25 protein-coding genes and 1 tRNA gene are annotated in these 24,257 nt (G+C 46.5%); 13 read left to right on the top strand and 13 right to left on the bottom strand.

The window, feature by feature from the left end; translation table 11 throughout:
- The first annotated feature begins 118 nt into the window (after positions 1-118).
- From AB3R30_RS04755 to AB3R30_RS04725, 7 genes are all read left to right on the top strand, one after another.
- Positions 119-820, top strand: coding sequence for a hypothetical protein (locus AB3R30_RS04755; RefSeq protein WP_458647995.1), 702 nt, complete (start codon positions 119-121; stop codon positions 818-820).
- Between the two features lie 209 nt (positions 821-1,029).
- Entirely contained in the window at positions 1,030-1,275 is a 246-nt protein-coding gene (locus AB3R30_RS04750) for a DUF4926 domain-containing protein (protein WP_458647994.1), read from the top strand.
- Between the two features lie 27 nt (positions 1,276-1,302).
- Positions 1,303-1,527 (top strand): hypothetical protein, encoded by a 225-nt coding sequence (locus AB3R30_RS04745; RefSeq protein ID WP_458647993.1) that lies wholly within the window; start codon positions 1,303-1,305, stop codon positions 1,525-1,527.
- On the top strand, positions 1,520-1,771 hold the full coding sequence (locus tag AB3R30_RS04740) for a putative toxin-antitoxin system toxin component, PIN family (RefSeq protein ID WP_458647992.1): 252 nt from the start codon (positions 1,520-1,522) through the stop codon (positions 1,769-1,771). Before AB3R30_RS04745 ends, AB3R30_RS04740 begins: the two co-directional genes overlap by 8 nt.
- Positions 1,749-1,952 carry a putative toxin-antitoxin system toxin component, PIN family gene (locus tag AB3R30_RS04735; protein WP_458648142.1) on the top strand — a complete coding sequence of 68 codons (204 nt, stop codon included), beginning with the start codon at positions 1,749-1,751 and terminating at the stop codon, positions 1,950-1,952. Before AB3R30_RS04740 ends, AB3R30_RS04735 begins: the two co-directional genes overlap by 23 nt.
- Before the next feature lie 59 nt (positions 1,953-2,011).
- Positions 2,012-3,493: a glutamate synthase subunit beta gene (locus AB3R30_RS04730; RefSeq protein ID WP_458647991.1), complete on the top strand. Its 1,482-nt coding sequence runs from the start codon at positions 2,012-2,014 to the stop codon at positions 3,491-3,493.
- A 68-nt stretch (positions 3,494-3,561) separates the two neighbouring features.
- Positions 3,562-4,773 (top strand): family 10 glycosylhydrolase, encoded by a 1,212-nt coding sequence (locus AB3R30_RS04725; RefSeq protein WP_458647990.1) that lies wholly within the window; start codon positions 3,562-3,564, stop codon positions 4,771-4,773.
- A gap of 98 nt (positions 4,774-4,871) precedes the next feature.
- Here AB3R30_RS04725 and AB3R30_RS04720 read toward each other — a convergent pair whose 3' ends face one another.
- Positions 4,872-5,339: a hypothetical protein gene (locus AB3R30_RS04720; protein WP_458647989.1), complete on the bottom strand. Its 468-nt coding sequence runs from the start codon at positions 5,337-5,339 to the stop codon at positions 4,872-4,874.
- A 295-nt stretch (positions 5,340-5,634) separates the two neighbouring features.
- On the opposite strand from AB3R30_RS04720, the gene AB3R30_RS04715 reads away from it, so the two are divergent.
- Positions 5,635-5,877, top strand: coding sequence for a hypothetical protein (locus AB3R30_RS04715; RefSeq protein WP_458648145.1), 243 nt, complete (start codon positions 5,635-5,637; stop codon positions 5,875-5,877).
- On the opposite strand, the gene AB3R30_RS04710 is transcribed toward AB3R30_RS04715, so the two are convergent.
- The 3 genes from AB3R30_RS04710 to AB3R30_RS04700 all read right to left on the bottom strand — a co-directional run bounded on the left by AB3R30_RS04710 (position 5,794) and on the right by AB3R30_RS04700 (position 8,984).
- Entirely contained in the window at positions 5,794-6,045 is a 252-nt protein-coding gene (locus AB3R30_RS04710; protein ID WP_458648141.1) for a transposase, read from the bottom strand. The two genes, AB3R30_RS04715 and AB3R30_RS04710, sit on opposite strands and share 84 nt — an antisense overlap.
- 65 nt (positions 6,046-6,110) lie before the next feature.
- Positions 6,111-6,181 (bottom strand) — tRNA-Cys (locus AB3R30_RS04705).
- Between the two features lie 142 nt (positions 6,182-6,323).
- The gene (locus AB3R30_RS04700; protein ID WP_458647988.1) at positions 6,324-8,984 is read right to left on the bottom strand and encodes a GH116 family glycosyl hydrolase; all 2,661 of its coding nucleotides are present in this window, start codon (positions 8,982-8,984) and stop codon (positions 6,324-6,326) included.
- A gap of 219 nt (positions 8,985-9,203) precedes the next feature.
- Here AB3R30_RS04700 and AB3R30_RS04695 point away from each other — a divergent pair, with 219 nt between their 5' ends.
- Both AB3R30_RS04695 and AB3R30_RS04690 read left to right on the top strand, forming a co-directional pair.
- The gene (locus AB3R30_RS04695) at positions 9,204-9,455 is read left to right on the top strand and encodes a hypothetical protein (protein ID WP_458647987.1); all 252 of its coding nucleotides are present in this window, start codon (positions 9,204-9,206) and stop codon (positions 9,453-9,455) included.
- Between the two features lie 83 nt (positions 9,456-9,538).
- Complete coding sequence (locus tag AB3R30_RS04690; RefSeq protein WP_458647986.1) at positions 9,539-10,468, top strand: ROK family protein; 930 nt, start codon at positions 9,539-9,541, stop codon at positions 10,466-10,468.
- Positions 10,469-10,510: 42 nt separating this feature from the next.
- Here the strand turns inward: AB3R30_RS04690 and AB3R30_RS04685 are convergent, their stop codons facing one another.
- The 6 genes from AB3R30_RS04685 to AB3R30_RS04660 all read right to left on the bottom strand — a co-directional run bounded on the left by AB3R30_RS04685 (position 10,511) and on the right by AB3R30_RS04660 (position 16,934).
- Positions 10,511-10,723, bottom strand: coding sequence for a hypothetical protein (locus tag AB3R30_RS04685; RefSeq protein WP_458647985.1), 213 nt, complete (start codon positions 10,721-10,723; stop codon positions 10,511-10,513).
- Between the two features lie 63 nt (positions 10,724-10,786).
- A complete protein-coding gene (locus AB3R30_RS04680; RefSeq protein WP_458647984.1) occupies positions 10,787-12,481 on the bottom strand; it encodes a CTP synthase in 1,695 nt (564 codons plus the stop codon).
- 108 nt (positions 12,482-12,589) lie between these two features.
- A complete protein-coding gene (locus AB3R30_RS04675; protein ID WP_458647983.1) occupies positions 12,590-13,969 on the bottom strand; it encodes a DUF2142 domain-containing protein in 1,380 nt (459 codons plus the stop codon).
- A gap of 88 nt (positions 13,970-14,057) precedes the next feature.
- A complete protein-coding gene (locus AB3R30_RS04670) occupies positions 14,058-14,861 on the bottom strand; it encodes a methyltransferase domain-containing protein (RefSeq protein WP_458647982.1) in 804 nt (267 codons plus the stop codon).
- A 35-nt stretch (positions 14,862-14,896) separates the two neighbouring features.
- Positions 14,897-16,291 carry a glycosyltransferase gene (locus tag AB3R30_RS04665; RefSeq protein WP_458647981.1) on the bottom strand — a complete coding sequence of 465 codons (1,395 nt, stop codon included), beginning with the start codon at positions 16,289-16,291 and terminating at the stop codon, positions 14,897-14,899.
- 31 nt (positions 16,292-16,322) lie between these two features.
- On the bottom strand, positions 16,323-16,934 hold the full coding sequence (locus AB3R30_RS04660) for a class I SAM-dependent methyltransferase (RefSeq protein ID WP_458647980.1): 612 nt from the start codon (positions 16,932-16,934) through the stop codon (positions 16,323-16,325).
- Between the two features lie 516 nt (positions 16,935-17,450).
- Here AB3R30_RS04660 and AB3R30_RS04655 point away from each other — a divergent pair.
- A complete protein-coding gene (locus tag AB3R30_RS04655; protein WP_458647979.1) occupies positions 17,451-19,946 on the top strand; it encodes a single-stranded-DNA-specific exonuclease RecJ in 2,496 nt (831 codons plus the stop codon).
- Between the two features lie 65 nt (positions 19,947-20,011).
- Here the strand turns inward: AB3R30_RS04655 and AB3R30_RS04650 are convergent, their stop codons facing one another.
- Together AB3R30_RS04650 and AB3R30_RS04645 are read right to left on the bottom strand one after the other, a co-directional pair.
- On the bottom strand, positions 20,012-21,511 hold the full coding sequence (locus AB3R30_RS04650; RefSeq protein WP_458647978.1) for a type IV pilus twitching motility protein PilT: 1,500 nt from the start codon (positions 21,509-21,511) through the stop codon (positions 20,012-20,014).
- A 91-nt stretch (positions 21,512-21,602) separates the two neighbouring features.
- A complete protein-coding gene (locus AB3R30_RS04645) occupies positions 21,603-22,187 on the bottom strand; it encodes a hypothetical protein (protein WP_458647977.1) in 585 nt (194 codons plus the stop codon).
- A gap of 124 nt (positions 22,188-22,311) precedes the next feature.
- Between AB3R30_RS04645 and cobU the strand changes: the two genes are divergently transcribed.
- Both cobU and AB3R30_RS04635 read left to right on the top strand, forming a co-directional pair.
- Complete coding sequence (cobU, locus tag AB3R30_RS04640; RefSeq protein ID WP_458647976.1) at positions 22,312-22,857, top strand: bifunctional adenosylcobinamide kinase/adenosylcobinamide-phosphate guanylyltransferase; 546 nt, start codon at positions 22,312-22,314, stop codon at positions 22,855-22,857.
- A 250-nt stretch (positions 22,858-23,107) separates the two neighbouring features.
- A complete protein-coding gene (locus AB3R30_RS04635; RefSeq protein WP_458647975.1) occupies positions 23,108-23,527 on the top strand; it encodes a hypothetical protein in 420 nt (139 codons plus the stop codon).
- 48 nt (positions 23,528-23,575) lie between these two features.
- Here AB3R30_RS04635 and AB3R30_RS04630 read toward each other — a convergent pair whose 3' ends face one another.
- Positions 23,576-24,169, bottom strand: a complete 594-nt coding sequence (locus AB3R30_RS04630; RefSeq protein WP_458647974.1) for a TetR/AcrR family transcriptional regulator — start codon at positions 24,167-24,169, stop codon at positions 23,576-23,578.
- Positions 24,170-24,257: the final 88 nt, after the last annotated feature.

Below are 24,257 nucleotides of genomic sequence, written 5' to 3'. Positions count from 1 at the left end.
TATTTGCGTAGGTTAGATTAAACGTTGTGAAATTCAATAAATTTACCTGTTGGGTTTCACAACTCCACTCAATCGATGCTTTCCAGAAAAAATTCTGAACATTCATGGGCTTGACATTATGATTGAATCAATTATTGTTGTCAGTGGGTTAGTACTAGGTAGTTTAATCATCTTGGCAGTGATTTTCAGCTACCTTAAAGGGCGAAAGATTGCTCTTACTGATCTTTTACTAGCTTTGATTGGAGTAGTTTTAGTTAGCTTGTCTCTTTGGCAAACTATGAAAATTTCTTCCGATGGTAAAGGAGTAACTGCTGAAGTCACCAAGGCTCTTACACAGGTCGAAACCAACACAAATACAATTTTAAGTAATGATTCAAGTCTTAATGCCGAAGTAACTGGTCTTAATCGGAAAATTGCACAACTTACCTCTGATATTGATGCCTTAAAACGGAAAAATCCGGACATTCAAATATCCCAAGAGGAATCAAATAAAAGAAAACAAGAAGACGTTGTATTTCGAGCAAACGCTAATTATTCTGTTTTCGTTTTCTACCGTTCTGATAGAAGACAAGATGCAACTAAAACGGTTCAAGCTTTATTAGAAGCAGGATATGGTTCATCTATGATTCTGACAGATTTAGCTGAGGCAACTAATCCTCAGCCAAAAGGTGCTACATCCGTTATATATACTGAAAGAGGTAAACCAAGAGTCCAAGATGTAGAAAGAATTCTTCGTGGTTTAGGTTTGGGAAATATCACAATTGAAACTAATCGAAGACCAGAGTTGGGACGTGGGGATATTAATATCCTTCTTTTTTGAGCATTATGAGAAACATTACAAAGCACTTATTCAACAGTTAAAGAATGAGGTTGCCGAATAGGGATCTTGATATTATCCAACAGGTATGAAAATCACATCTGAGGCAGAAGTTCCCGATCAGAAATTAACTGTCTACTTGTTGGTATAAAAACTAAGAAATGACAATTCAAAGTTTTTGGGGGCGGCAGAATTTAAGGAGTCACGCAAAGATGCTTAAGCTATACCAGGATGTTGCTTTGACTCGTGATGTGCCAGAAGATAATCTCAAAGCGGGAGACATTGCCGTGTTAATTGACTTTATGCCCCATCCAACGGGGGGCGAACAAGGATGTTATTTAGAAGTGTTTAATGCAGTGGGTGAATCGATCGCAGTTGTGGCAGTTCCCATATCCGCTGTGAAAGCCCTACAGTCTGACGAAATTTTATCGGTGCGATCGCTGCCCCGTGTGAGCTAATCAAAGAAAATTAGGACATTTCAAGCTATGGAAACGAGAGAAATTAAGATTCGAGTTAATGCTGAATTTGCTCATGTTTTTGAAGCAGTTTCAGAGGAACAACGGCGCAAGATGGAAGCACTACTGAGTTTAAAGTTAGGAGAAGTTATGCGTCAAAAGCCGCCGCTTGAAGAAATTATGAGCGAGATTAGTCGCAAGGCTCAAGAACAAGGCTTGACACCTGAAATTTTAAATTCACTATTGAATGAATAGTAGACGGTATGTGTTTGATACTAATATCCTTGTTAGCGCATTGCTGTTTTCAACAGGTAAACCTGCTCAAGTTTTTCAATATGCGTTACAGCACGGTGAAGTTCTAGTGTCTTTTGAGTTATTAGAAGAACTGAATGAAGTGTTAGGGCGCGAAAAATTCAATCGCTATATCACCTCTGAAGATCGAGAGAAGTTTTTAGAGACATTTTTTAGAGACATTTATAGAACGGTCAATATTAGTTGAGTTAACTGAAAAGATTCAAGTATGCCGTGATTCAAAGGATGACCAGATTCTAGAACTTGCTATCAGTGGAAAGGCAGAATTTATTATTACAGGTGATAAAGATTTACTTGTATTAAATCCATTCCAAGCTGTGCAAATAATTACAGCAGAGGATTTTCTACGAACTATTGAAGCAATCTGAAAAAGCAAATTAGTCAATCATTGTTCCTTCTAGACACAACTTTAACTGAGAACATCATCATGGGAAAACCAACGGGCTTTATTGAATACGTGCGGGAATTGCCGGACGATCGCGCACCGGGCGATCGCATTCACGACTGGAGCGAGATTCATCGGCACTTGCCAGAGGATAAACTTCGGAACCAAGGTGCCCGCTGTATGGATTGCGGTACGCCCTTTTGTCATACGGGCACCATCATCAGCGGCATGGCGAGCGGTTGTCCGATCAACAACCTGATCCCCGAATGGAACGACTTGGTGTATCGCGGATTGTGGCATGAAGCCCTCGATCGCCTGCACAAAACCAATAACTTTCCTGAATTCACTGGGCGTGTTTGCCCCGCTCCCTGCGAAGGCTCCTGTGTTCTCGGCATCACCAATCCGCCCGTCACCATCAAAAATATCGAATGCTCCATCGTGGATAAAGGGTGGGATGAAGGCTGGATTACGCCCAATCCACCTAGCAAACGTACCGGCAAAAAAGTTGCGGTGATTGGGTCGGGTCCTGCGGGTCTGTCTGCCGCTGACCAACTGAACAAAGCCGGACATTGGGTGACGGTGTTTGAACGCGCCGATCGCCCCGGTGGACTGCTGATGTATGGCATCCCCAACATGAAGCTCGAAAAAGAAGCGATCGTCCAACGCCGCCTCAAGCTACTAGAAGACGAAGGCGTTACCTTTCAGTGCAACACGGAAATCGGTAAAGATCTACCCGTTGAGCAACTGCTGAGCGAGTATGACTCGGTAATGCTTTGCACTGGAGCTACTAAGCCCCGCGACTTGCCAATTCCAGGGCGAGAACTCAACGGCATTCACTTTGCCATGGATTTTCTCACTGTCAACACTCAGGCATTGCTAGACCAGAATCCACACACGCCCATTTCTGCCACTGGTAAAGATGTCGTCATCATCGGCGGCGGCGACACGGGCACGGATTGTGTCGGCACTTCCTTACGACATGGCTGCAAAAGCCTGATTCAGCTTGAAATTATGGACAAACCACCCTTGACCCGCGCCCCCAACAATCCTTGGCCAGAGTGGCCCAAAGTTTATCGGATGGATTATGGGCAAGAAGAAGCGGCGGCTGTGTTTGGCGATGATCCCCGTGGTTATCTCACCACTGCCACTCAGTTTGAAGGCGACGGAACGGGCAGCGTCAAAGCCATCCACACGGTTCAAGTCAAATGGGAACGAAATGAGAAAGGTCAGTTTATTCCCCACCATATTCCTGGCACAGAACAAGTACTGCCTGCCCAACTCGTGCTGCTGGCAATGGGTTTCCTCGGTCCCGAACAGCCGTTGCTCGATGCCTTGGGGGTGGAACGTGATCCCCGGAGCAATGTCAAAGCTGATCCGGCAACCTATACCACTAGCATTCCGGGCGTGTTTGCCGCAGGAGACTGTCGGCGGGGGCAAAGCCTGGTGGTCTGGGCAATTAATGAAGGACGCAACGCAGCGCGGGAATGCGATCGCTATCTCATGGGCAACACGGATTTACCTTAATCGTGATCAAGGGCGATCGCGCTTAAAATGCGTTAAAACAAGAGCGTCCAATCATTCGCAAGTCGTCCATGAAAATCGGTGATCCACTCCGGCACAGCCTCAAGTCGCTTCCTGCAACACTCCAGCGGATTCAACCAATTCTACTGATTTTGTTCCTGTTGGCATTTGGTTTGGCGGGATTATTTCGGGGTGACCTTGGGCAAACTCAGCCGCGCCAAGAAATTCGGGGCGTTTGGATGACGAGCAACGATATGGATATTTTGCGCGATCGCCAAAAAGTGCAGACTGCAACTAGTCAACTTCAGCAACTCAACTTCAACACGATTTATCCCGTGGTCTGGAATGCAGGTTACGTTATGTATCCTAGCGCTGTCGCCCAACGGGAGAAAATTCAGCCCTTTGTTTATCAGGGAGTAGAGGGGCACGATTTTTTGGCAGATTTGATCGCCCAAGGTCATCAACAAAATCTGCTGGTGATTCCCTGGTTTGAATTTGGTTTTATGGCTCCGCCCACATCAGAACTCGCCATGAACCATCCCGAATGGTTAACCCAAAAGCTGGATGGTAGTCAAACTTCCATCAGCGCGGCAGGGGAAGTGGTCTGGCTTAATCCATTTCGCCCGGATGTGCAAAAATTCATCACCGATTTAGTCCTAGAAATTGTCACTCAATATGATGGCGACGGCATTCAGTTTGATGACCACACCAGTTTGCCTAGCGAGTTTGGCTACGATCGCTATACCACCGCGCTGTATACCCAAGAAATGAAAAAAGCGCCGCCATCGAATCCTCAAGATGCCGCATGGATCAAATGGCGCGCCAATAAAATCACTTCTTTTATGGTTAAACTCCGGGCTGCTGTCAAAGCCAAAAAGCCACGCGCAATTTTTTCTGTATCGCCCAATTATTACGATTTAGCCTACCGTCTACATCTACAAGACTGGCTAACATGGGTACGGCGGGGCATCGTTGACGAACTGATTGTGCAAGTGTATCGCCCAACTTTACAAAGCTTTGTAGAGCAGATTAATCGCCCCGAAATTCAAGAAACTCAGCAAAAAATTCCCACTGGAATTGGAGTTTTAGCAGGATTAAGGAACAAGCCCGTGGCAATATCGCAAATTCAGGCACAAGTTCAGGTAGCACAGGAGCGCAAGCTAGGAGTATCCTTTTTTTATTATGAAAGCCTTTGGAACGCAGCCTCAGAACCAGCGATCGCCAGACAAGCTGGATTTCAAGCCCTTTTTCCAACCCCTGTTCCGCGTTTTACCCAACAGTAAATCTAGACGGCACGAGGAAAGGTTAAAACAGCAACTATCCGTTATTCCTTACTTCTCAAGGATTATTGTGTTCTAACCGATTTATCCGTTGTCATAACTCAATTCCGGTTTCTAGAGTGGGGCTGATTCAGTTCTTTGCACTTTGCCAGCGCCGCTTCATAGGCTTTGGTATACTCCTTTCCCCCCAACATCACATCCCCATAATATTCGTAGGGTTGAGATCCATAAATTGGCAGTGGCTCATCCTCTGGATAATCTTCCTTGGCTTCCTCGATCGCTGCTTTCAATTTTTTAACGGGCAATTCCTGAGCCGGAAAGTAGTGAAGATCCGCAGCTTTTCTGCCGAGATGAGGCAAAGATGGATCAACAATGCGATCGCTATACTCAACCCAGCTATGTTCAATCGGTCGGAAGGGTTGCCCTTCAAAACATAAAAATCCCTGCACATAAATGACATCCTTGATAAGCAAGGCTGCTTTATAAGCATTCTCAAACGGTGATTTAGCTTTACTGCCAATCTGTTTCGCCGTTGAGTTTGAAACTACTTCATCCACTGGTTTATTCAAAAAAACATCCTTAAACTTTTCACAAAAAAGCGGCGTTGTTGCATGAAGGAGTTGGGGATGGAGCGACCTAATAGGGTTGAAGTATCATCCACAAACCCTCATAACAATGAGCTACCGCACATCCGCACCTGGTCTGAGTATAACGCTGGTCTGAAGCAACGAGACAGCCTCACCTTTTGGATCGGGCATTGCTAAACAGAGGGATAAATTAAGCAGGGACAGGGACATCCCAAAACTTCAGATAGTGAATTAGCAACCGCACTGAGCGATCCAGCATTTCTACTGGCAACGCTGGTTGCCCGTTGTCAAAAGCGATGCTGAACTAGCTGAAAACAGCGACTTTAGCCAACTTGAGATTAAAAGTCGCGCTGAGCAAGTTTTAAGTGAGATCGAAGCGGAAAATGAGTCCGAAAATGAATCAGTTGATGCCTACAACCGTAGGGGGTTCAAAATTTTATTTGATAAATTTGACACTACGGAAAATGTACGGAGTTGTTGTGCAATTATTCACCTTCTTAAAAATGGTGGAAAGGTTTGATTGGAACCAAGGAATCCTAGAAAAGTCTTCCTCGCCAGAGGCTTGGAAATGGGAATCCTTTTTCTGCCGCAGCGTAAAAGAGATCCCTTGTTCCTCTAGCCACTGGGCGAGTTTAGGACTGTGGAACTCTCCGTCTCCGAACACTAAAACCCGGTAGTTTCTAAACACAAGCAGCACGGTTTTGAGCGATATTTAGTGTGCGACCGTACAATATCAGAGCCTAAGACCCTCAAAGGCGGCACCCAGATTCGAACTGGGGGTAAAGGATTTGCAATCCTCTGCCTTACCACTTGGCCATGCCGCCATACTGAACAATCAATATATCAAGTTTAGGGTTCCTTTGACTATTGCTAGCGAGAATCTAGATTCAGTCGGGTTAACTGTTTAGACTAGGCATCAGTCCTATCAGCCGTTTCCAAGTGATGCAAAACCTTATGATTAAAAGCCTATAATTCTCCAGCAAGTACACCATAAACTGCCCAAATTGCCATTGCTCTTAAATAGTGACTCGCGCGAAAAGTGCCAGAGGGCGTAATGGCTTCTGGGGTGCGGAACTGTAAACCGTTGTCGTAAATTTGCTGGACAACTGCGTGAGCGATCGCCAGCGCTTCGTCCTCCATGCCCATTTGCGCCATGAAAGCAGCAAGCCCAAAGTTGATGCCAATCCACACTTCCAGGGGATGAGTAGAGTTGGGGTTTTCGGGGGTGCCGTCGGGGCGAACTCCGTTGGCGGCTCCGATGGGAGGCGAGGAGATGTTGAGTTTTGCGTTTTGAGTTTTGAATTGATTAGCTGTGTCTAGCGTTTGCTGTTCTGCGAGACGGGCTTGTTGGACAGTGGTGAAGTGTTGAGTAAAGTTGCCAGATTTGAGGTATTGGTTGAACTTAACGAAGCAGGCATCGTAGACGGTGCGGAGGGCGGATTGGGCGCGATCGCAGGGCACAATGTCGGGTAGATGCAGCAGTCGGGCGTAGAATTGTCCGCACAGTTGATCAGTCATGACAATATCGGAGTCGCTGTCGCTGTCAATTCGATAGTACTGACCGTTCCAGAGCTTTTCTTGATACAAGAGAGAGGCTTGTTCTAGCCAAAGTTGGAAGTTACCAATGTCGTTGGATAGGCTGGTGAGCAGGCGAATATCAGCGGTCTGTTCGGCAAGGATGCGACCGATCGCGATCGCGGCTTCCAATGCCGCTAACCACAGACCACCGCAATAGGCGCTGATTCCTTGAAGCTTCCAATCATCAAAGGTTTGGTCAGGGGCACCAGAGTTTTCGGGGATGCCATCAAAGTTTTTGTCAAAGCGCTTGAGATAGTGCATCGTTTGCGAAATTGCAGCCCAGCATTCTTGCAAAAAGCCAATATCGGTTGGGTCGGTCAGCAAAAAGGCGCGATAAACTTGCAGCACAAAATCGCAGGACAAGTCTTTCCACAGGTTGCAATCTTGATAGCTGGTGTAGTTGGTTTTCTCCCAGACATGTTCATTCGGTGCGCCGAGATCGTGGGGAGTGGCTCCAGCCGTCTTGCGAACTGCCATGGGACTATCTGCGCCAATGGTCATGTAGTAGCCGATAATGCGAGTGCGATCGTCGCTGGTAGGAATGGCACGGGCAAAAGCGCGAATCACTGATTTTTCCAATTCTGGGAACAGCATCAGGAGTCCAAAAGAGCCGTACAAGCGCACATCTAAGCTTTCGTACCAACGGTAATCAATACATTCCAACACGGCAAACTGTCCAACTGGATCTTTTGCCGTTGCCGCGCTCCACACAGTGCCGCCATCGGTCAGGATATACAGTTCGTTGAATAGCGCCATTTTGAACCAGTTGGGCAATGGCTTGTCTAAAATAGGCTGCTGCCAAGATTGAATCTGCTGTTGCCAGGTTTGGTAGTGTTCTAGGGCAGTGTGGGCGATCGCCCAAGCATTCTTGCCGCTGCGATCAAAGAAATCGGTGTAGCGCTTAAAATACTCCACACCTTGGGCAAACTCCATCACTGGAAAATCCCAGCTTAAGGTGAAAGGAATCCGTTGAGTTTCGCCCGGTTGTAACGTGAAGCGCACCGCGATCGCGGTTGCAATCTGTTCGCCCGATTCTGCGGCAGTTGCATTTGCTTGATTCAGCAATGCACCAGTTTTAGCAAAAGTGCGCCACACTTCAGAGCCGTCGCCTGTGGGGTTCCAGCGAGTCTGATAAAAAACCTCGATGTTGGCAGGTGGTTGAACTGCGATTCCACTTTGCGGATCTCCGACGAGAATCGCCCACTGCCCATCGCCTTCGCTAGGTTGGCGATCGCCCATTGTTGCTTTCGCCTTCTCCATAACTATTCCAACTCGCGCTCCCTCATTTACCCAGCGGTTCACGTTTCCGGTGCTTTCTCCCAATCGCGGCTGATACTCATACACGGGGCTGCCGTCATCGCGCAGCTTCACTTCTGGCGATTTAGAAGCATTGGTGAACCAGCCCACCATATTTTGCCAAGTCAGCATCAGGCTGAGGGTAATGGGTTGATCAGTGGGATTGTGGGCTGTCCACTCAAAGATCGCGACAGGATAGCTAGTTTCCTGATAGTTATCGGGCAAAATGGGCGAAAACTGTTCACAGGTGAGATTTGCCTGAAACACATTCTCGTAAACAAACCAACTGCGGGGATAGAGGGCGTGATAGGTGCCTGTTGAAGGAGAGGGAGTTTTGAGTTTTGAGTTTTGAGTTTTGAGTTTTGAGTTTTGAATTCCTTCTGCTTCTTTTGCCTCCCTATTTCTTTCAACTGTTGGATACCATTGCCAGGTGCTTAAACTTCCATCCTTTGGTGGTTCTGTGGATAAGGCGTAGGCTTGGGATTGGTCGCCGACTTGCTCGAAGAGGCTGAACTGGCAGGCGGGTATGCTTTGAAAGATGTGTTCGCCGCTGTCCACATGCCACAGGTTAAAGTCTCCTCGGTGCGATCGCCCGATGCATCCGGCTCCGAAACCACCGAGGGGCATTCCGTGCCAAGGTCCATCATCTAAATTGCTGGGATAGCGAACGGTGTAGGGAGTTTTCCAGCCTAAACCGATGGGGCGCTGCCAGGTGCAGTCAGGAATTTGGGGCGAAGTGGATTGATTTTGCATGTCCTGATTTTAAGGGCGATCGCGCCAAGTAGAAACGCGGTTGTTTCTCTAAACTTTGGCATAAAGTCCTGTAAAACCCCTGATGCTTCTTGCGTGGCTCATGTTGCATTCTGAAAATTACGAGGGAAACGGAGAAACCGGAAAATTCACACGCCAACCCGTAGTTAAAATAGTGCATTTTTCCAGCCATTATTTACACATTTGGGCAAGAGGTATCCAGTGAAATTACAGATTGCCGGATTTTTTGCAGCCAGTTTGACATCATTTGCCGCGATCTCTACCGGATTGGTTCACCACACAGCCCAGCAGCTATGGAAGCCTGAAATAGCCCAGGCTGCCAAAATTACTACAATGTTACTCAAAAATAAGCCCAAGCTATTTTCTCGCAATTTGCGACCCGTAAGCCTGACGACTCAACCGAGTGTTCGTTATTTGCTCACTCCTCAGTCAAGGGGTTCAAGCAGCCTTTAGCTTAGCGATCGCGGTTGCTCCATCTCAAGCGGTCATACATTCGCTTAAAATGGCAGACTAGCCGCGATGATGGAGTGCTACCGATGAATAGTGAGTTAAAGGAGCCGCAGGAAACGCCGAAGCAGTGTCCACAGGTTTTGGGGATTGATTTAGGCGGAACGGCAATTAAGTTAGGGCGATTTAGTCACGATGGCGCGTGCTTGCAGTCGTTAACGGTGCCAACACCCCAACCGTCTACCCCAGAAGCGGTGGTCACGGCAATACTTCTGGCGATCGCCCAACTTGATCCCGCTCACCAAGCACAGGCGATCGGCATTGGCACTCCGGGTCCTGCTGATGCGACTGGACGAATTGCTAGAGTTGCCATCAACTTAAAAGATTGGCATGATGTTCCGTTGGCTGATTGGATTGAAGCCAAAACTGGATTACCAACGACCATTGCCAACGATGCCAATTGCGCTGGAATGGGCGAAGCATGGCTGGGTGCAGGACGCTGGTTCCGCAACCTGATTTTGCTCACCCTGGGCACGGGCGTAGGTGGCGCGATTATTCTGGATGGCAGACTGTTTGTCGGGCATCACGGCACAGCGGGTGAACTGGGGCTAATTACGCTCAACCCTGATGGACCTGCCTGCAACAGCGGCAATCAAGGGTCTTTGGAACAATATGCTTCGGTGCAGGCAATTCGTCGCCGGACTGGATTAGAACCCGATAAATTGGGCGCAATGGCGATCGCGGGTGATACCAACGCCCTGGAATTTTGGCAGCACTACGGGCATGATTTAGGCGCTGGAATAGCCAGCCTGGTCTATGTACTGTCACCAGAAGCCGTCATTATCGGCGGCGGGGTTAGTGCCAGCGCTGACCTGTTTTTTCCATCGATTCAGGCTGAATTAGAACGGCGGGTATTGCCCTGCTCCCGCGCTGGACTGCAACTCTTAAAGGCAGAATTGGGCAATCAGGCGGGGATTGTGGGTGCGGCAAAACTGGCTTGGCAGTTAGCGGCGGGGTAGGGGAAAGTTTTAAGTTTTGAGTTTTGAGTTCGGAGTTTTGAGCTAGGGAAGAGACAAGTCAGTTTTCTTTTCGATGTAATCTACGATCGCTTGATAGATCATCGGGTCGCTTTGTTGGGTAATGACGATGGTGATGTTACCGTCAAAAATTGAAAAGGATACTCGACTATTTGGGGTATGACAAAAGGCGCTTACCCGGTCTAGGTCAATCACGTAAGTATTGCGATCGTAGATCAGCTTAATCCAATAAGCCACGGACTTTTAGGCGAAGAAACGGTTAGACAATGGGTTCGTTGACCTAGAGTTAGGGATCTAGAGTTAAGACACTTCAGCCGGAGCAATAAAGGCGGCGGAATCTTGTCTATCTAGGACAACAGTAGATGCTTCAGGAACATAGCTTGGGTTTGACGTTGGCTCTTGTTGGGCAAGGGCTGCTCGGATAAATCCTTTAAACAATGGGTGAGGTAAGCTTGGGCGAGACTGGAACTCTGGATGAAATTGGCTGGCAATGAAAAAGGGATGATTGGAAAGTTCAACAATTTCGACCAAACGCCCATCGGGTGAGGTGCCGCTAATGACATATCCCGATTCTATAAGTAGATTGCGATAGGCGTTATTAAATTCGTAGCGATGGCGGTGGCGTTCATAAATCACTTCTTCTTGATACAGGCTGAAGGCAAGGGTATTGGGAGCAAGACGACACGGATATAGCCCCAGCCGCATGGTGCCACCCAAATCCACCACATCTTGCTGTTCTGGCAACAAGTTGATCACTGGGTTTTGGGCATCGGCGTTAAATTCTGAACTATTGGCATCTTCTAAATGGGCAAGATGGCGTGCCCATTCAATTACAGAGCATTGCATCCCTAGGCACAAGCCTAAAAAGGGAATTTGATGCGATCGCGCATAGTGAACGGCGGCAACTTTGCCATCAATTCCACGGGCACCAAAGCCACCCGGAACGATGATGCCATTCACACCCTGCAAAAACTGTTCAGGATTTTGAGTCTCGATATCTTCAGAATTGACCCAGCGAATATTCAGGTCGCTATCTAACTCGATCGCAGCATGGCGTAACGCCTCCATCACCGACAGATAGGCATCACCCAATCGCACATATTTACCCACGATCGCAATTTCTACGCGCTTGGTTGGGTGATACAGGCGATCGACCAATCGTGCCCACTGGGTGAGATCAGGGTCACGCTGTTCCAGTTGCAATAGCTCTAAGGCTTGATGAGCTAAACCTTCCCGTTCGAGTAACAAAGGCACTTCATAAATGCTGCTGGCATCGGGGCAAGAAATCACACACTCCGCTGCCACATCGCAAAAGCCCGACACCTTTTCTTTAAACCCTTCAGGCAGCGGGCGATCGCTGCGGCACACTAACATGTCAGGCTGAATGCCGATCGATCGCAGTTCCTTCACCGAATGCTGAGTCGGCTTGGTTTTCATCTCGCCTGCTGCGGGAATCCACGGCACCAACGTCACATGCATATACAGCACATTCTGCCGCCCTACGTCTTTACGAAACTGGCGAATTGCTTCCAAAAATGGTAGCGATTCAATGTCGCCCACGGTGCCGCCAATTTCGGTAATCACCACGTCGGGATTCGTATTTTTGGCAACCCGCAGCACTCGATCTTTGATTTCATTGGTGATATGCGGAATCACCTGCACCGTGCCGCCTTGATAATCTCCTCGCCGCTCTCGATTCAGCACTGCTTGATAAATCGAGCCAGTGGTGACGCTGTTTAAGCGCGACATAGACGTGTCGGTAAAGCGTTCATAGTGACCCAAATCTAAATCGGTTTCTGCACCATCTTCCGTGACAAACACCTCGCCATGCTGAAACGGACTCATGGTGCCTGGATCGACGTTGATGTAAGGGTCGAGCTTGAGAATGGAAACCGAATAGTTGCGTGACTTGAGCAATCGCCCTAAACTGGCAGCCACAATTCCCTTGCCGATGCTAGAAACAACGCCACCCGTAACAAATACAAACTTAGTCATAAAATTTTAGAGGGGGATTGGCTGGGAAGCGACACATCCCGTTTATTCTGCCACAGTCTTCTAACTTTCTGGGCGATCGCTCAAACATACCTATTTACCATCAGGAAATTAGATGTAATAGCGATAAAAAAGAACTATTAGAGTTAAGGTTGCCGCAAATGGAACATAACAGGTCACAAGCAACTCTAGCTTTTCATCCTCAACACTAAACTTCCGATTATAAAACAGCAGAAACAGCAGTGGACTAAACGGAATCAGATAACGCCCTTGCCATCCTCTAATAACTGATGCACCCAATGGTGCCCAATGCAAATACAATACAAAACTAATTAAGATTATATTTAATGCAGCAGTTAAGAAAATTACAAATCTTTGAATACGAAAAAGACGAATTTTCTTATTTCCGCCAAACAGAGCAATAATCACTAATATCCCAAGATAGGAGTCAATTAAAACTCCGGGTAGTTTCGTATCTAGCCATCCCAATTGACCAATTAGTTGATGAATAATACTTAATCCATCTACTTTCCATCCATTGAAGAATGCCACAAAAAACATTCCTGGGTTATCAGCTAGAAACGCAAGTTGGCTTGTGGGCGAAGTCATTTCTGGAGAGTAGGAAACATCTTTCAAATCCTTGATTGCATAAACCACCCCCAAAGAAAGTGCTGCACACCAAGCTGCAAGAAGAGTAAATACAGCAAAGTAGGTTTTCCTATTGCCTATTTTTTTAATGGGAATTGTAAAAAAAAGTAGGATTAGTAACTGATAAGGGGGTTTTGCCAGAGACAAAAGGGCAGCCAAGACGAAAATAATAATTCCCTTAGGGCGATCGAAGCTGACATTTTCATCTAGGGCACAACTCAAGAAAACAGCCGTTAGGAGAAAAGAAACCCCAATAGTAAGCGCATCGCCAGAAACAGAAGCAGCCGTGAAAAGAGAAATTGGAGTCAGCAATAATAGCAAGAATCCCCATTTGAAGATGGGGGTAATTTTTATGGCAAAATATCCTGTCAATGCAAAGAAAATTAAGTTAAAGAGTCTACCAAAATACATGAGTGCTAATGGTGTAGCGCCAAACAACCTGGCGATCGCGATGCCACTTGCCTGGGGAAGATAAGGGACAGGAGAATATTTTGCAACCGTCCAATAGTTAATAAAAGAACGCTTCTCTACATTTAATGGAATGCGAAGAGTCGTAAAAATATCCTCAATTTTTTGCTTATTTTCAGGATGGAAAGCCACGCCCGCCGATACAACTTGAGCAACGGTAGAGAGACTCTCTGGAAGTAATCCTCCAAACTCTTTATCGGCTCTCTTTGCCATTAAATGACCTTCCGATACATGATAAGCCCGGAAAAAATGGGCATTTTCATCGGCTACTTGAAAGGGTGGAGTAACAATTAAAAATAAAATTCCAAAAATAGATACCAAAATTGCAAATATCTTTTCAGGAGCAATTAACCTTAACTTGCTTCCAACCTTCATACTCCTGATATCCTCTAAACTTTAGTAAGGTAAAAATACCAATAATTGATAACTCAACGTCATATTTTTATGAACTTTTTTAATAGGTTTAATTTATTTTTTCTAACTCAATAGTCATAAACATTCCAATATATGGGTTAAAAGGCGAAAGCAACCATTCAATTAAACGAATTCCTAAATAGAAAGAAGATGGCAATAATTGCCTCAACGATAGCCCACCACTTAAAAGATATCTGAAGGGCGTATGAATCTGAATAGAACACACCTTTAACTGAGGAAATTTACTAGCAAATAAGTTCATATCTCGGAAAAAAATAATCCAAGGGATAGCCATATTTGCTCCGGTTAATGGACCTCCTTCGTCAAATCCCCACTCTCCACCTGGTTCAAAAGGTTCATGGTGAAACCGGGTATAAATAAACGTTGACCAGGGAGTATTGGCAGGTTCAATCATGACAATTTTGCCACCCGTTTTAAGACAGCGCTGCATTTCCTCAAAAAATCTAACCGAGTCTTTTACATGATGAAGCACATCAATCATGAGAAAGGCACTGACGCTGGAGTCTTTCAACGGAATATCAAGGGCAGAAAAAACCAGATCAACCCCGTCATACGGTAAGACATCTGAAGTGATGATATGGGGAGCCACTTTTTTAATGAACCCGGCTCCACTTCCCATTTCGATAAAATCCCCTGCTGGAGGAACAGTGATGCACCGTCCTAGCATGTCTTGATAGAAAGACTCGTAGGTTTTCTTAAGAAACGGTTTCCGCTTAATGATGTTTCGGATAATGTGGATATTATTTGGGTCATCTAAGTCAGAAATTCCAGTAAATTCTGGCAATCTCAGTCGATCTAATAAACCTTTATTTGCCACAATCAATTGACTCAATAAATTTTAAGAACTGATATTGCTGAAATAGGCTACTAGAGAAATTTGATTTTTCTGGCTGCATAGAGACACATTTTTAGCAAAACAATTCCCTCTTTCAAATGTTGAATATTAGAAGAACCATAGGTTCGGGGTAAGTAGCGAACGGGAATATCTCTGATTTTAAGACCTAGCTTAGCGGCACCAAATAGCAGGTCAAAGTCTCCAAATGGATCAAAATCTCCAAAGTAGGAACGATTCGCGGCTAATTTTGCATAGTTTTCTTTGGAAATTACTTTGGTTCCACAGAGAGAGTCTTTAATTTTAGTGTTCAAAAGATAGGACAACAACCAGGCAAAAAATCGATTGGCAAGACGGTTGAGCCAAGGCATGGTTTCAGAACTGAGGGGGTAGATCAACCGACAGCCATTGGCAAGTTCACAATAGCCAGATGCGATCGCATCAAAAAAGTAAACAAGATCTTCTGGTCTAACCGTCAAGTCAGAATCAAGGATCATGAATACATCACCTGTCGCCATATCAAATCCTTGACGAACTGCATCTCCTTTTCCTTTTCCAGATTGCCGACAGATCTTGATATCCCACTCTTCGCCATACTGCTGCTGCACCCGCTGGATTTCATCCCAGGTATTATCTGTCGAGTGTCCTTCAACAAAGATAATTTCCGTATGTTTTCCAAGCCTAGGCATTCTGGTAATGCAACTCTCAATATTACCCGCTTCATTCCTAGCCGGAATAATCACAGAGCAAGTCATGGTTTGTCGATTTTCCCTAGAATCTGTCTCATTCGGATGAAGGCGCGCAACAATATACTCAGATAAACAAATTCTATTAATCCAAGGCAGAGGCGCTATGAATTGGTTGATAAACCCTGATAGAAACGGAAAAAACTTAGGAAATAGTAAGCGTTTGCCATGAACGACAACATCAAAACCAGCAAGATTTAAGAGGTTCTCAATATCCTCAAAACTCAACCAGTTTAGGTTAGAAATTGGCATCCTCTGCCCAATCAAAGTTGCAGACTTCAGAACAGGTTCCCATGCAGGATTATGAAATGTCAGTACCACACGAGTCTGAGATTGACACGATTTATAAATGGCATGTAGCGCTTTTTGAATGTCCTGAATGTAGCTAATCGTGTTAGCCAGCAGAACATAGTCATAGGTAGCGATAGGTTGAAACTCCTCAGCATTTTCTTCCCAAAATTCTAAAGAAGGAAATTGGTTTCTTGCCGATTCGAGTGCAACGCTGCTGATATCAATTCCCAAACCAACTTTAGGGTCTACAGCATTTAAGAGATGCCCCAAACCTGACCCAATTTCTAATACATTTGACTGTGGTTGAACAATGAACTGGCAAAGTCTCTCTATATCTCGATAATAATAGAGGTTGCGATTTCTCCACTTTTCCAAAGAGTTTTGAGGATGCATAGTTTAGATTGATAGGTTTTGACAGTAAAGATTATTTTTGGAATAAAAAAGATTTATAGAGATAGAAGTTTAATGGTAAAAAACCAGGCATCCAAGCCATATTTTTGAGCATAAATAGTTTATTTGCGGCTTGGTGCATTGTTTCTGGTGAAGTGACATGGTGATTGCTGATACCAGAGAAACCGATCGCTGCAAATAGTTTTTCCATAAAAGAATTGACCGCAGGCATCCCGACTAATAAAAATCCACCCGGTTTTATTACTCGGTGGATTTCTGTTAGGAAAGGCTCAATATCTTTGATATGTTCTAGCACTGATACAGCCACTACTAAATCGAAATAATTATCCTCAAATAGCAATTGATCTGCAACCCCTGTGCTAAGTGTTGGCTTGCATCCTAGCGCTTTCAACTGCCTAGCAACAAATTCAGGATCACTCCCAATATCAACTCCATAAACCTGATTGCTCACTTTAGAAAGAGTTGGCAATAGAACTCCACTGCCATAGCCAATTTCAAGCGATTTATCAAAAGAAAGGTCATTCAATAAGCGAAGAGTAATATGAATTCTGCTAATAAAAAGCCTGGATACAAGGGGCACATAGTAGTACTTAAGCGGATCATCTGCTCCATTCGGTGAAAGCATTCCCTTTGGAGGTAGTTTAAATTTGATGGAACTTCCAGACTTCATATGCAGATAGAAAATCGATTTCTCTTGTCAATTGCTCAACACACTATATTCTTCTTTTAAGTCACTTTACAATCCCCAAGAATGCAAATCGACCGTCTGATCGGTCGATCGGTCATTGCCATACGCCATCTCGCTTTGACAGCATTGGTAGATAACTTTATAAATGCAATTTACAGTGTTTATGCTCTATTTATAGTTTTTACAGTTTATTTAAATTGGAAGCTACAAAAGTTTTTGACAATACTTTCTCTAAAAAATAGTCGCTTTGTAGCTTGATAGATGATTTTGGCAGTGTAATGTAAATTAGGTTTCTGTTTAGTGCATGACTAGTCAAAATCGAGTGTTTTGGGGTGATGGACATCACGCCATGGGTTCTCACATTGACGCAAAAAATCATTCAGCGCATCATTTAAGAGGCAGGAAGTTGTAGCCATTATTTACAAAACTGCCGCTTTTCTGGTAAGGAGGTCTATGTCAAATCAGCCCCTTCAATGGCAAGTTCAAACGTCCGTGCCGCCGGATTGTTTTTTGGGGGCGGTCAAGCAAATCGTGACCACCAGTCGCGGATATTTGGCGCAGTTGCTTTGGCAGCGTGGGATTCAGGATTTAGATCAGCTTGCAGGATATTTGAATCCGGCGGACTATGTGCCAACAAGTCCATTTGCCTTTGGGGAGGAGATGAATTGGGCGATCGCCCGACTCAAGCAAGCGCGGCACACTCAAGAAACTGTGGCAATTTGGGGCGATTTTGATGCGGATGGCGTGACGGCAACGGCGGTGTTGTGGGATGGGTTAGGGCAATTTTTTACCCCACACAAAACGTTGCTCTATTACATCCCTAATCGCCTAACGGAGTCTCATGGGCTATCTCGACAAGGGTTGGAATATTTGCACAGTCAAGGCTGTCGCTTGATCGTAACCTGTGATACGGGCAGCACCAACCTGGAAGAGATCGCGATCGCCCGCGAGTTTGGCATGGACGTAATTATTACCGATCACCACACTTTACCCAGCGATCGCCCTCCCGTTGTTGCCATTATTAATCCACGCTATTTGGAAACCACTCATCCCTTAGCGAGTTTGTCGGGTGTAGCTGTTGCTTACAAACTCGTAGAAGCGCTGTATGAAACCCTGCCGGGGGTGCCGCAGAAACCCTTGGTTGAACTGCTGGATCTGGTGGCGATCGGGCTGATTGCAGACTTAGTGGAACTGAAGGGCGACTGTCGCTATCTGGCGCAGGTGGGCATTGAACAATTGCAGAAACAAAGTAATCCGCTAACGATGACTCGCCCTGGTGTGGCGAAACTGCTGGAGTTTTGTAAGCGCACAGGCGATCGCCCTACCGATGTTTCCTTTGGTTTAGGTCCTCGAATCAATGCCGTCAGCCGCATTCAAGGAGATGCTCATTTTTGTGTGGAACTGCTGACCAGCCAAGATAGGCACCTCTGTACCCAGCTTGCCGAAGCCACTGAACTCGCGAACGCCCGTCGCAAAGCCTTACAAAAAGAAGTGGTGCAACAAGTCGCCGCGCGGATTGCCCAACTCGACCTGTCTACCACCCGTGTGATTGTGCTTGCCGACGAGCAATGGCACCTCGGCGTGCTGGGACTCGTCGCTGGACAGATTGCCCAAGAGTATGGCAGACCGACAATTTTGCTTAGCACAGAAGGGGAGCAGGGAATAGGGAACAGGGAACAGGGGACAGGGAATAGGGAACAGGAGGCAGAGTTTTCTGAGCATCTAAAACCTGAAGCCCGAAACCTGAAACCTCCATTCCGAACTCCGAACTCCAAACTTCAAACTCCTCTTGCTCGTGGTTCGGCGCGGTCGGTGAACAACATTGATCTGTATCAATTGGTGAAGGGGCAGGCGCATTTGCTGCATCGGTTTGGGGGACATCCATTTGCGGCGGGGCTGAGTTTGCCCGTGGAGAATGTGCCGCTGTTTATGGAGGCGATTAATCAGGAGTTGCGACAGGTGGAAGCAGGGGCGATCGCCCCCTCCCTACTAATCGATCTAACCGTGACGGTGGCAGAGCTTGGTAAGGAACTATTTCACGAGCTAAAACTACTGGAACCCTGTGGCATGGGCAATCCCAGTCCAAAATTGCTGATTCAAAACTGCTGGTTTGAAAAAGCCTGGAATAAGAACATCCAGGATCGGCGCGGCGGCAAGGTGCAATACATCAAAACGGAGTTTGAACTGCGGGATGATTCCACCGAGCAGTCCTTTCCTGGCGTGTGGTGGGGACATTATCGCGATGAAATTCCCCAAGAGCGTTGTGATGTAGTCGTTGAGTTGGATAGCAATACCTATGAGCGTCGATATGAGGTGCGGATTGTGGCAGTTCGCCCACGGGAATCGATTCAGCAACAAGACTCTAGCCCTCTGAAGGATGGGCTGTTGGATTGGCGAAGATTGGATCAGGCGACCCTTGCTACAGAAATCCAGCGACAGGAAGCGATAGGAAGAATGCCGCTGATCCTCCGGCAGGTTCCCACTAGCTGGACAGAGTTGCAGGTGTGGTTTCGACGTGCCGAACAGGAACAGCGATCGCTAGCGATCTCCTACACCCTACCCATACCTCATTCGCCTATGACTACGTGGCAAACCTTGGTCGGCATTGCCAAATACCTCAGCCGTACCGGAAAGACTGCAACTCGGCAGCAATTGCTAGACAAATTGGAACTGAGCGATCGCAGCTTACAGCTTGGCTTCAAAACCCTAACACTGCTCAATTTTGAAGTTCATCACCACGATCAAGCCTTTGCGATTGTAGGTAAGGCAATTCCTGAAGCGTTAGCGAAGCTTTCCACAGGACTCGCGACGGACACCGCGCCAACAGAAACGACTCCAGCCCTAAATGAAGCGGTTCAAAGCTTTTTCAGCGCAGTCAAAGAAGACCAGTTTCGTCGGCAATATTTCTGTCAAGTCGCGATCGCAGTGATTCGGGCGCTAGTGGTTTAAGGGTAGAGGCGTGGAGGGGTGGAAGAAACTCAAAACCCAAAACTCAAAACTTAAACCTTTTTCCTCTACGAAGCCGAACGATTGTTGTAATCGGTTGTCATCAACCCCGAACGGCTCGATCTACGGACAAAGTTTTTTAACATGTAGGCAAGATCATCAGGAGCTAGGGATGCCGATAGCGCATCTACGGTATTGATTGTGCCGGCTTCGTGTAAGTCATACAACGCCTGGTTAAGGGTTTGGCTACTATCCACGCCTTCTTCCATCAGCAGATGAATATCATCAAAACTGCCCTTCAGCAAATAGTCGCGAATGGTTGCCGTGTTGACCATAATTTCTAGAGCGGCGGTGCGTCCCCCTTGGGTCGTGGGCACCAGGGATTGAGCAATCACTGCTTTGAGGGCATCCACAATTTGAGTGCGAACGGTTTCCTGCTCTTCGGGGCTGTAAAAATTCAGCAGGCGCTTGAAGGCGTTTACGGCTCCCTTGGTATGCAAGGTGCCTAGAACGAGGTGTCCGGTTAAGGAGGCGCGAATGGCAGTGTCTACGGTTTCGCGATCGCGCATTTCTCCAATCAGGATAATATCGGGGTCTTGGCGCAGCGCTGCCCGCAGTGCATCTTTAAATTCTTGCGTGTGTAGTCCTACTTCTCGCTGGGTAAATAATGCCTGATTGGATGTATGCACATACTCGATCGGGTCTTCAATGGTGACAATTTTACGGGGATACGAGTCATTCACATGCCGCAACATTGCCGCCAGAGAAGTCGATTTGCCGGAGTTAACCGATCCCGTAATTAATACTAAACCTTGCCGTTCTTCGGCTAGATAGCCCAGCACCGCAGGCAAATTTAGCTCTTTTAGGGTCGGCACAGCCAAGGAAATTAACCGCAGCACCATCGAGCCGCCCATCATCGATTGGGCGCAGTTGACTCGACACCGCACTAATCCTTCATATAAAACAGCGGTGTCTAACTCTTGAGAAACTTGAAACTTTTCTCGCTGGTCAGGAGTCAGCAGTTCATCCAAAAAATCATCAAACTGGGCGATCGTCACTCGACCATAGGATGCCTGAATGACCATTTTTCCTTGAATCCGAAATCGGGGCGCTTCACCCACTTGGAGATGAATATCTGAAGCCTTTTGTTTGAAGGCATCTTCTACCATGCCGTGGATAGTGCCATGTTTCAGGACTTCTGCATCTGGTTCATCTAGGCTGATGCTGTAGAGCCGCAGTGAATCAGTGCCCTGAGCCGTAGGCGCACAAATCACCCGTCCCTGCATAAATCCCGGAATTCGCACATCGCTATCCAGCTTGCGGGTAGTGGCATAGTGCTGAATTTGCTGGGGCGAAAGCACTTCTTGAAGATAGTGCTGAAAGAGATCAGCGGTGAGTGTAGCAAAATGCCCTTGAGGTTGCATTTCGCCATTGATGCGATAAAACGGCGGGCGACCCATTTGTAGATACACCACGGAAGCTCCGCGATCGCAGGCATCTTGGATAATCTGCCGAATAGAAGCAGGCGTATTAAGCTGAGGTTCAGCAGAAACTTGAGTAGCAGTCATAGCAGTGTTGTGCGATGTGAGATGCAATAAATAGAAACAGCGCCTCTTGATAACAGGTGAAACTTTATAACAGGTGAAAGATTTGAATGGATCAGGGTTCTGAGTTGATCGCTTGTCCGTGTAGCTCGATCAAAGTTTCAGTAAGGTGAGCTAAGCGGCTCTCTAACTGGTGTTTACGATGCAAAATATGTTGAAACCGCTGGTAGCGAGCGATCGCCAAACTCACATCGGGCACCTGTTCTGCCGGACAATCTCGAAACCAAGGCTGCCCTGCTTCGCTCAGTCCGCAGAGCCGATAGCCATCGCTGTTTTCCTGAGTTTCCAACCAGCCATCAATCATCGGTCCTTCGTCATAAATCGTCTGAATCTGTTGAATTAGCGTTTGTAAGATAATTTGCCAACTGCCTACAGTCGTTTGCATTTCTTGCAATAAGCTAAGCGCGAGAGCCGCATTGACTGGCAAATTCAGAGCAGGCGTTGCTGGGGAATGAGTGCCAAAAGGCATGGAAAAAGGCTCCGCGATCGCCCCTTCTGCTGAAATCTCGTAATTTGTCGAGTAGAATGACAACGATAAATTGGGTTCTGTTGTCCACGGTTCAGCGGATGGGGACTGCTCTACTGTGTGAACATCCATGTGCTGGAGGGCAGCTTCTATTCGTTTCAGATCTGGTTTCATCACAACCTACTCTCTTACTTCCGAAACTAACGGCAACTTTTAAACCATCCCGTCTATAGTAAACACCTGAATCAGCGATTTGCAGCCTGGTCATGCACAATTTTCAACACTTTTTAAGAGTTTTATGTCAAGACATCTCGTTTTGGTGACTGGACCGAGTCGTTCGGGCAAGAGTGAATGGGCAGAAAAACTCGCGGCTCAGGTCGGTGATCCGGTGATTTATGTAGCAACTTCTCAACTTGATCCGACTGATTTAGACTGGCAAGCGCGGGTTCAACGCCACCGAGATCGCCGTCCTAAACACTGGATCACTCAAGCCGTACCGCTCCACTTGGCGGCGGCAATTCATACCGCACCTGCCGCTCATTGCCTACTGGTCGATTCTGTGGGCACTTGGCTGGCAAACTATTTAGATCAACCCGAAGAAGACTGGGAAAAAACAACGCAAACTCTGCTGATCAGTCTTCAATCCACCTCAAACACCGTCATTTTAGTTGCCGAAGAAACGGGTTGGGGCGTAGTGCCTGCCTATCCGCTAGGACGCACCTTTCGCGATCGTTTGGGTCATCTCACCCGCCAGATTGGGGCGATCGCCGATACAGTCTACCTTGTCACCGCTGGCTATGCGCTAGATTTGAGTCAGCTAGGCATCCCGCTCCAGCAAAGGTGAACAGAAACTTAAGATAGTTTCACAGCTTAATAAGTGCAACTTTAAACCTGTCACAAGCATGATAAGCACATTAACCTAAAGGTAGACAATTTTTAAGCCAAGGTAGAGAACAATGAGTTCACCACAAAAATTGAAACGCGACAAATGAAACGCGACAAATTTTTTGAAAAAGCACTGCCTTTTTACCTTAAAACTCAAAACTTAGAACTCAAAACTCTCCTCCCCCCACTTTTTAGTTTGGATATTTTTTATGGCATCTTCTGAGCAAATCAAAGAATATCTTGCTTACTGGTTTCAACTCGGCAAAGGAGTCGCGTTTCAATCTGAGCAATCGCCGTTGCTACCCAAAACCGTGATTCAAGGAAATCATTACAGTCCAGAGTTTGAAGCAGCTTGGCAACAGATTTTAGCTGAATCCAAAAATTGCTATTTAGAAGGCACTCAGGAAACTATCGCTGAACTGTTGACTCCAGCCTGGGAAATTAATCCCTGTTCTCGGTGTGCCATGCCCATGCCGTTGAAAAGCGTTGGCGTTGCTTCATTGGAATGCCCCTGTGTTGATGTAGAGGGGTGGCCCAATACCGAGATTCCGCAACCGCGATCGCCCGTCGATTCTCAAACGCAACTCAGCAAAATTCGCGATCGTCTGAAAAATCTCGCTAATCACTAACTCTCTCCACACTACAAATTTCCCCTTATCCACCCTTCCAAGATTTAATCAGCGATCGCCAAATAAGAGTTCAATTAAAGCTTCTACCAGGCGATCGAAGGTCATATCCAGGATGTCTTTACCTTGCAGCATCTCCATCATTTGATAGTAGTGGCTCAACGTCCCAGAAATGATCCAGGCAACAGCTTCAGGATCAGAACTGCGAAGTTGAGGAGCCGCTTGCAAAATGTTTGTTGAAACCTCCAAACCTGGTTTTTCAAAATGCTCAACATAGAACCGAGCTACATCAGGAAACCGCCCCGATTCGCCTACAATCAGCCGATAAAAGTTCATTCGCATCGGGTCAAGATTTTCAGGGGTAATGCTCTTCGCGGTAAGTAATCGCAATTGTTCTATCGGATCAGATGGCAATGACTCCGAGGCAAATACCTGTTGGAGATGCTGTTCGGCAGTGTACTGCACGATCGCCGCAAAGAGCTTTTCCTTACTTTCAAAGTAACTGTAGAGTGTTTCCTTCGATACTCCTGCGGTTGCTGCAATCCGAGCCATGCTGGTAGCAGCATAACCATCTCGCAAAAATTCTTGCAAGGCTCCCTGCAAAATTTGTTCTGCTTTGGCAGATTGCCTGGTTTCTTTGGACATAGCACAACCTGAAAGAACCTATTCAATCCTACCGTACAGTACGGTCTAAAAACTATCAGATCGGGGGACTTGCAACCGAACCAATCAG

The sequence above is a fragment of the Sivoneniella epilithica UHCC 1019 genome, from assembly GCF_040830845.1.
Lineage (GTDB): Bacteria > Cyanobacteriota > Cyanobacteriia > Leptolyngbyales > Leptolyngbyaceae > ULC077BIN1.
The sequence above is the reverse complement of the archived record's forward strand: the minus strand, read 5'-3'. Positions and strand labels throughout refer to the sequence as shown.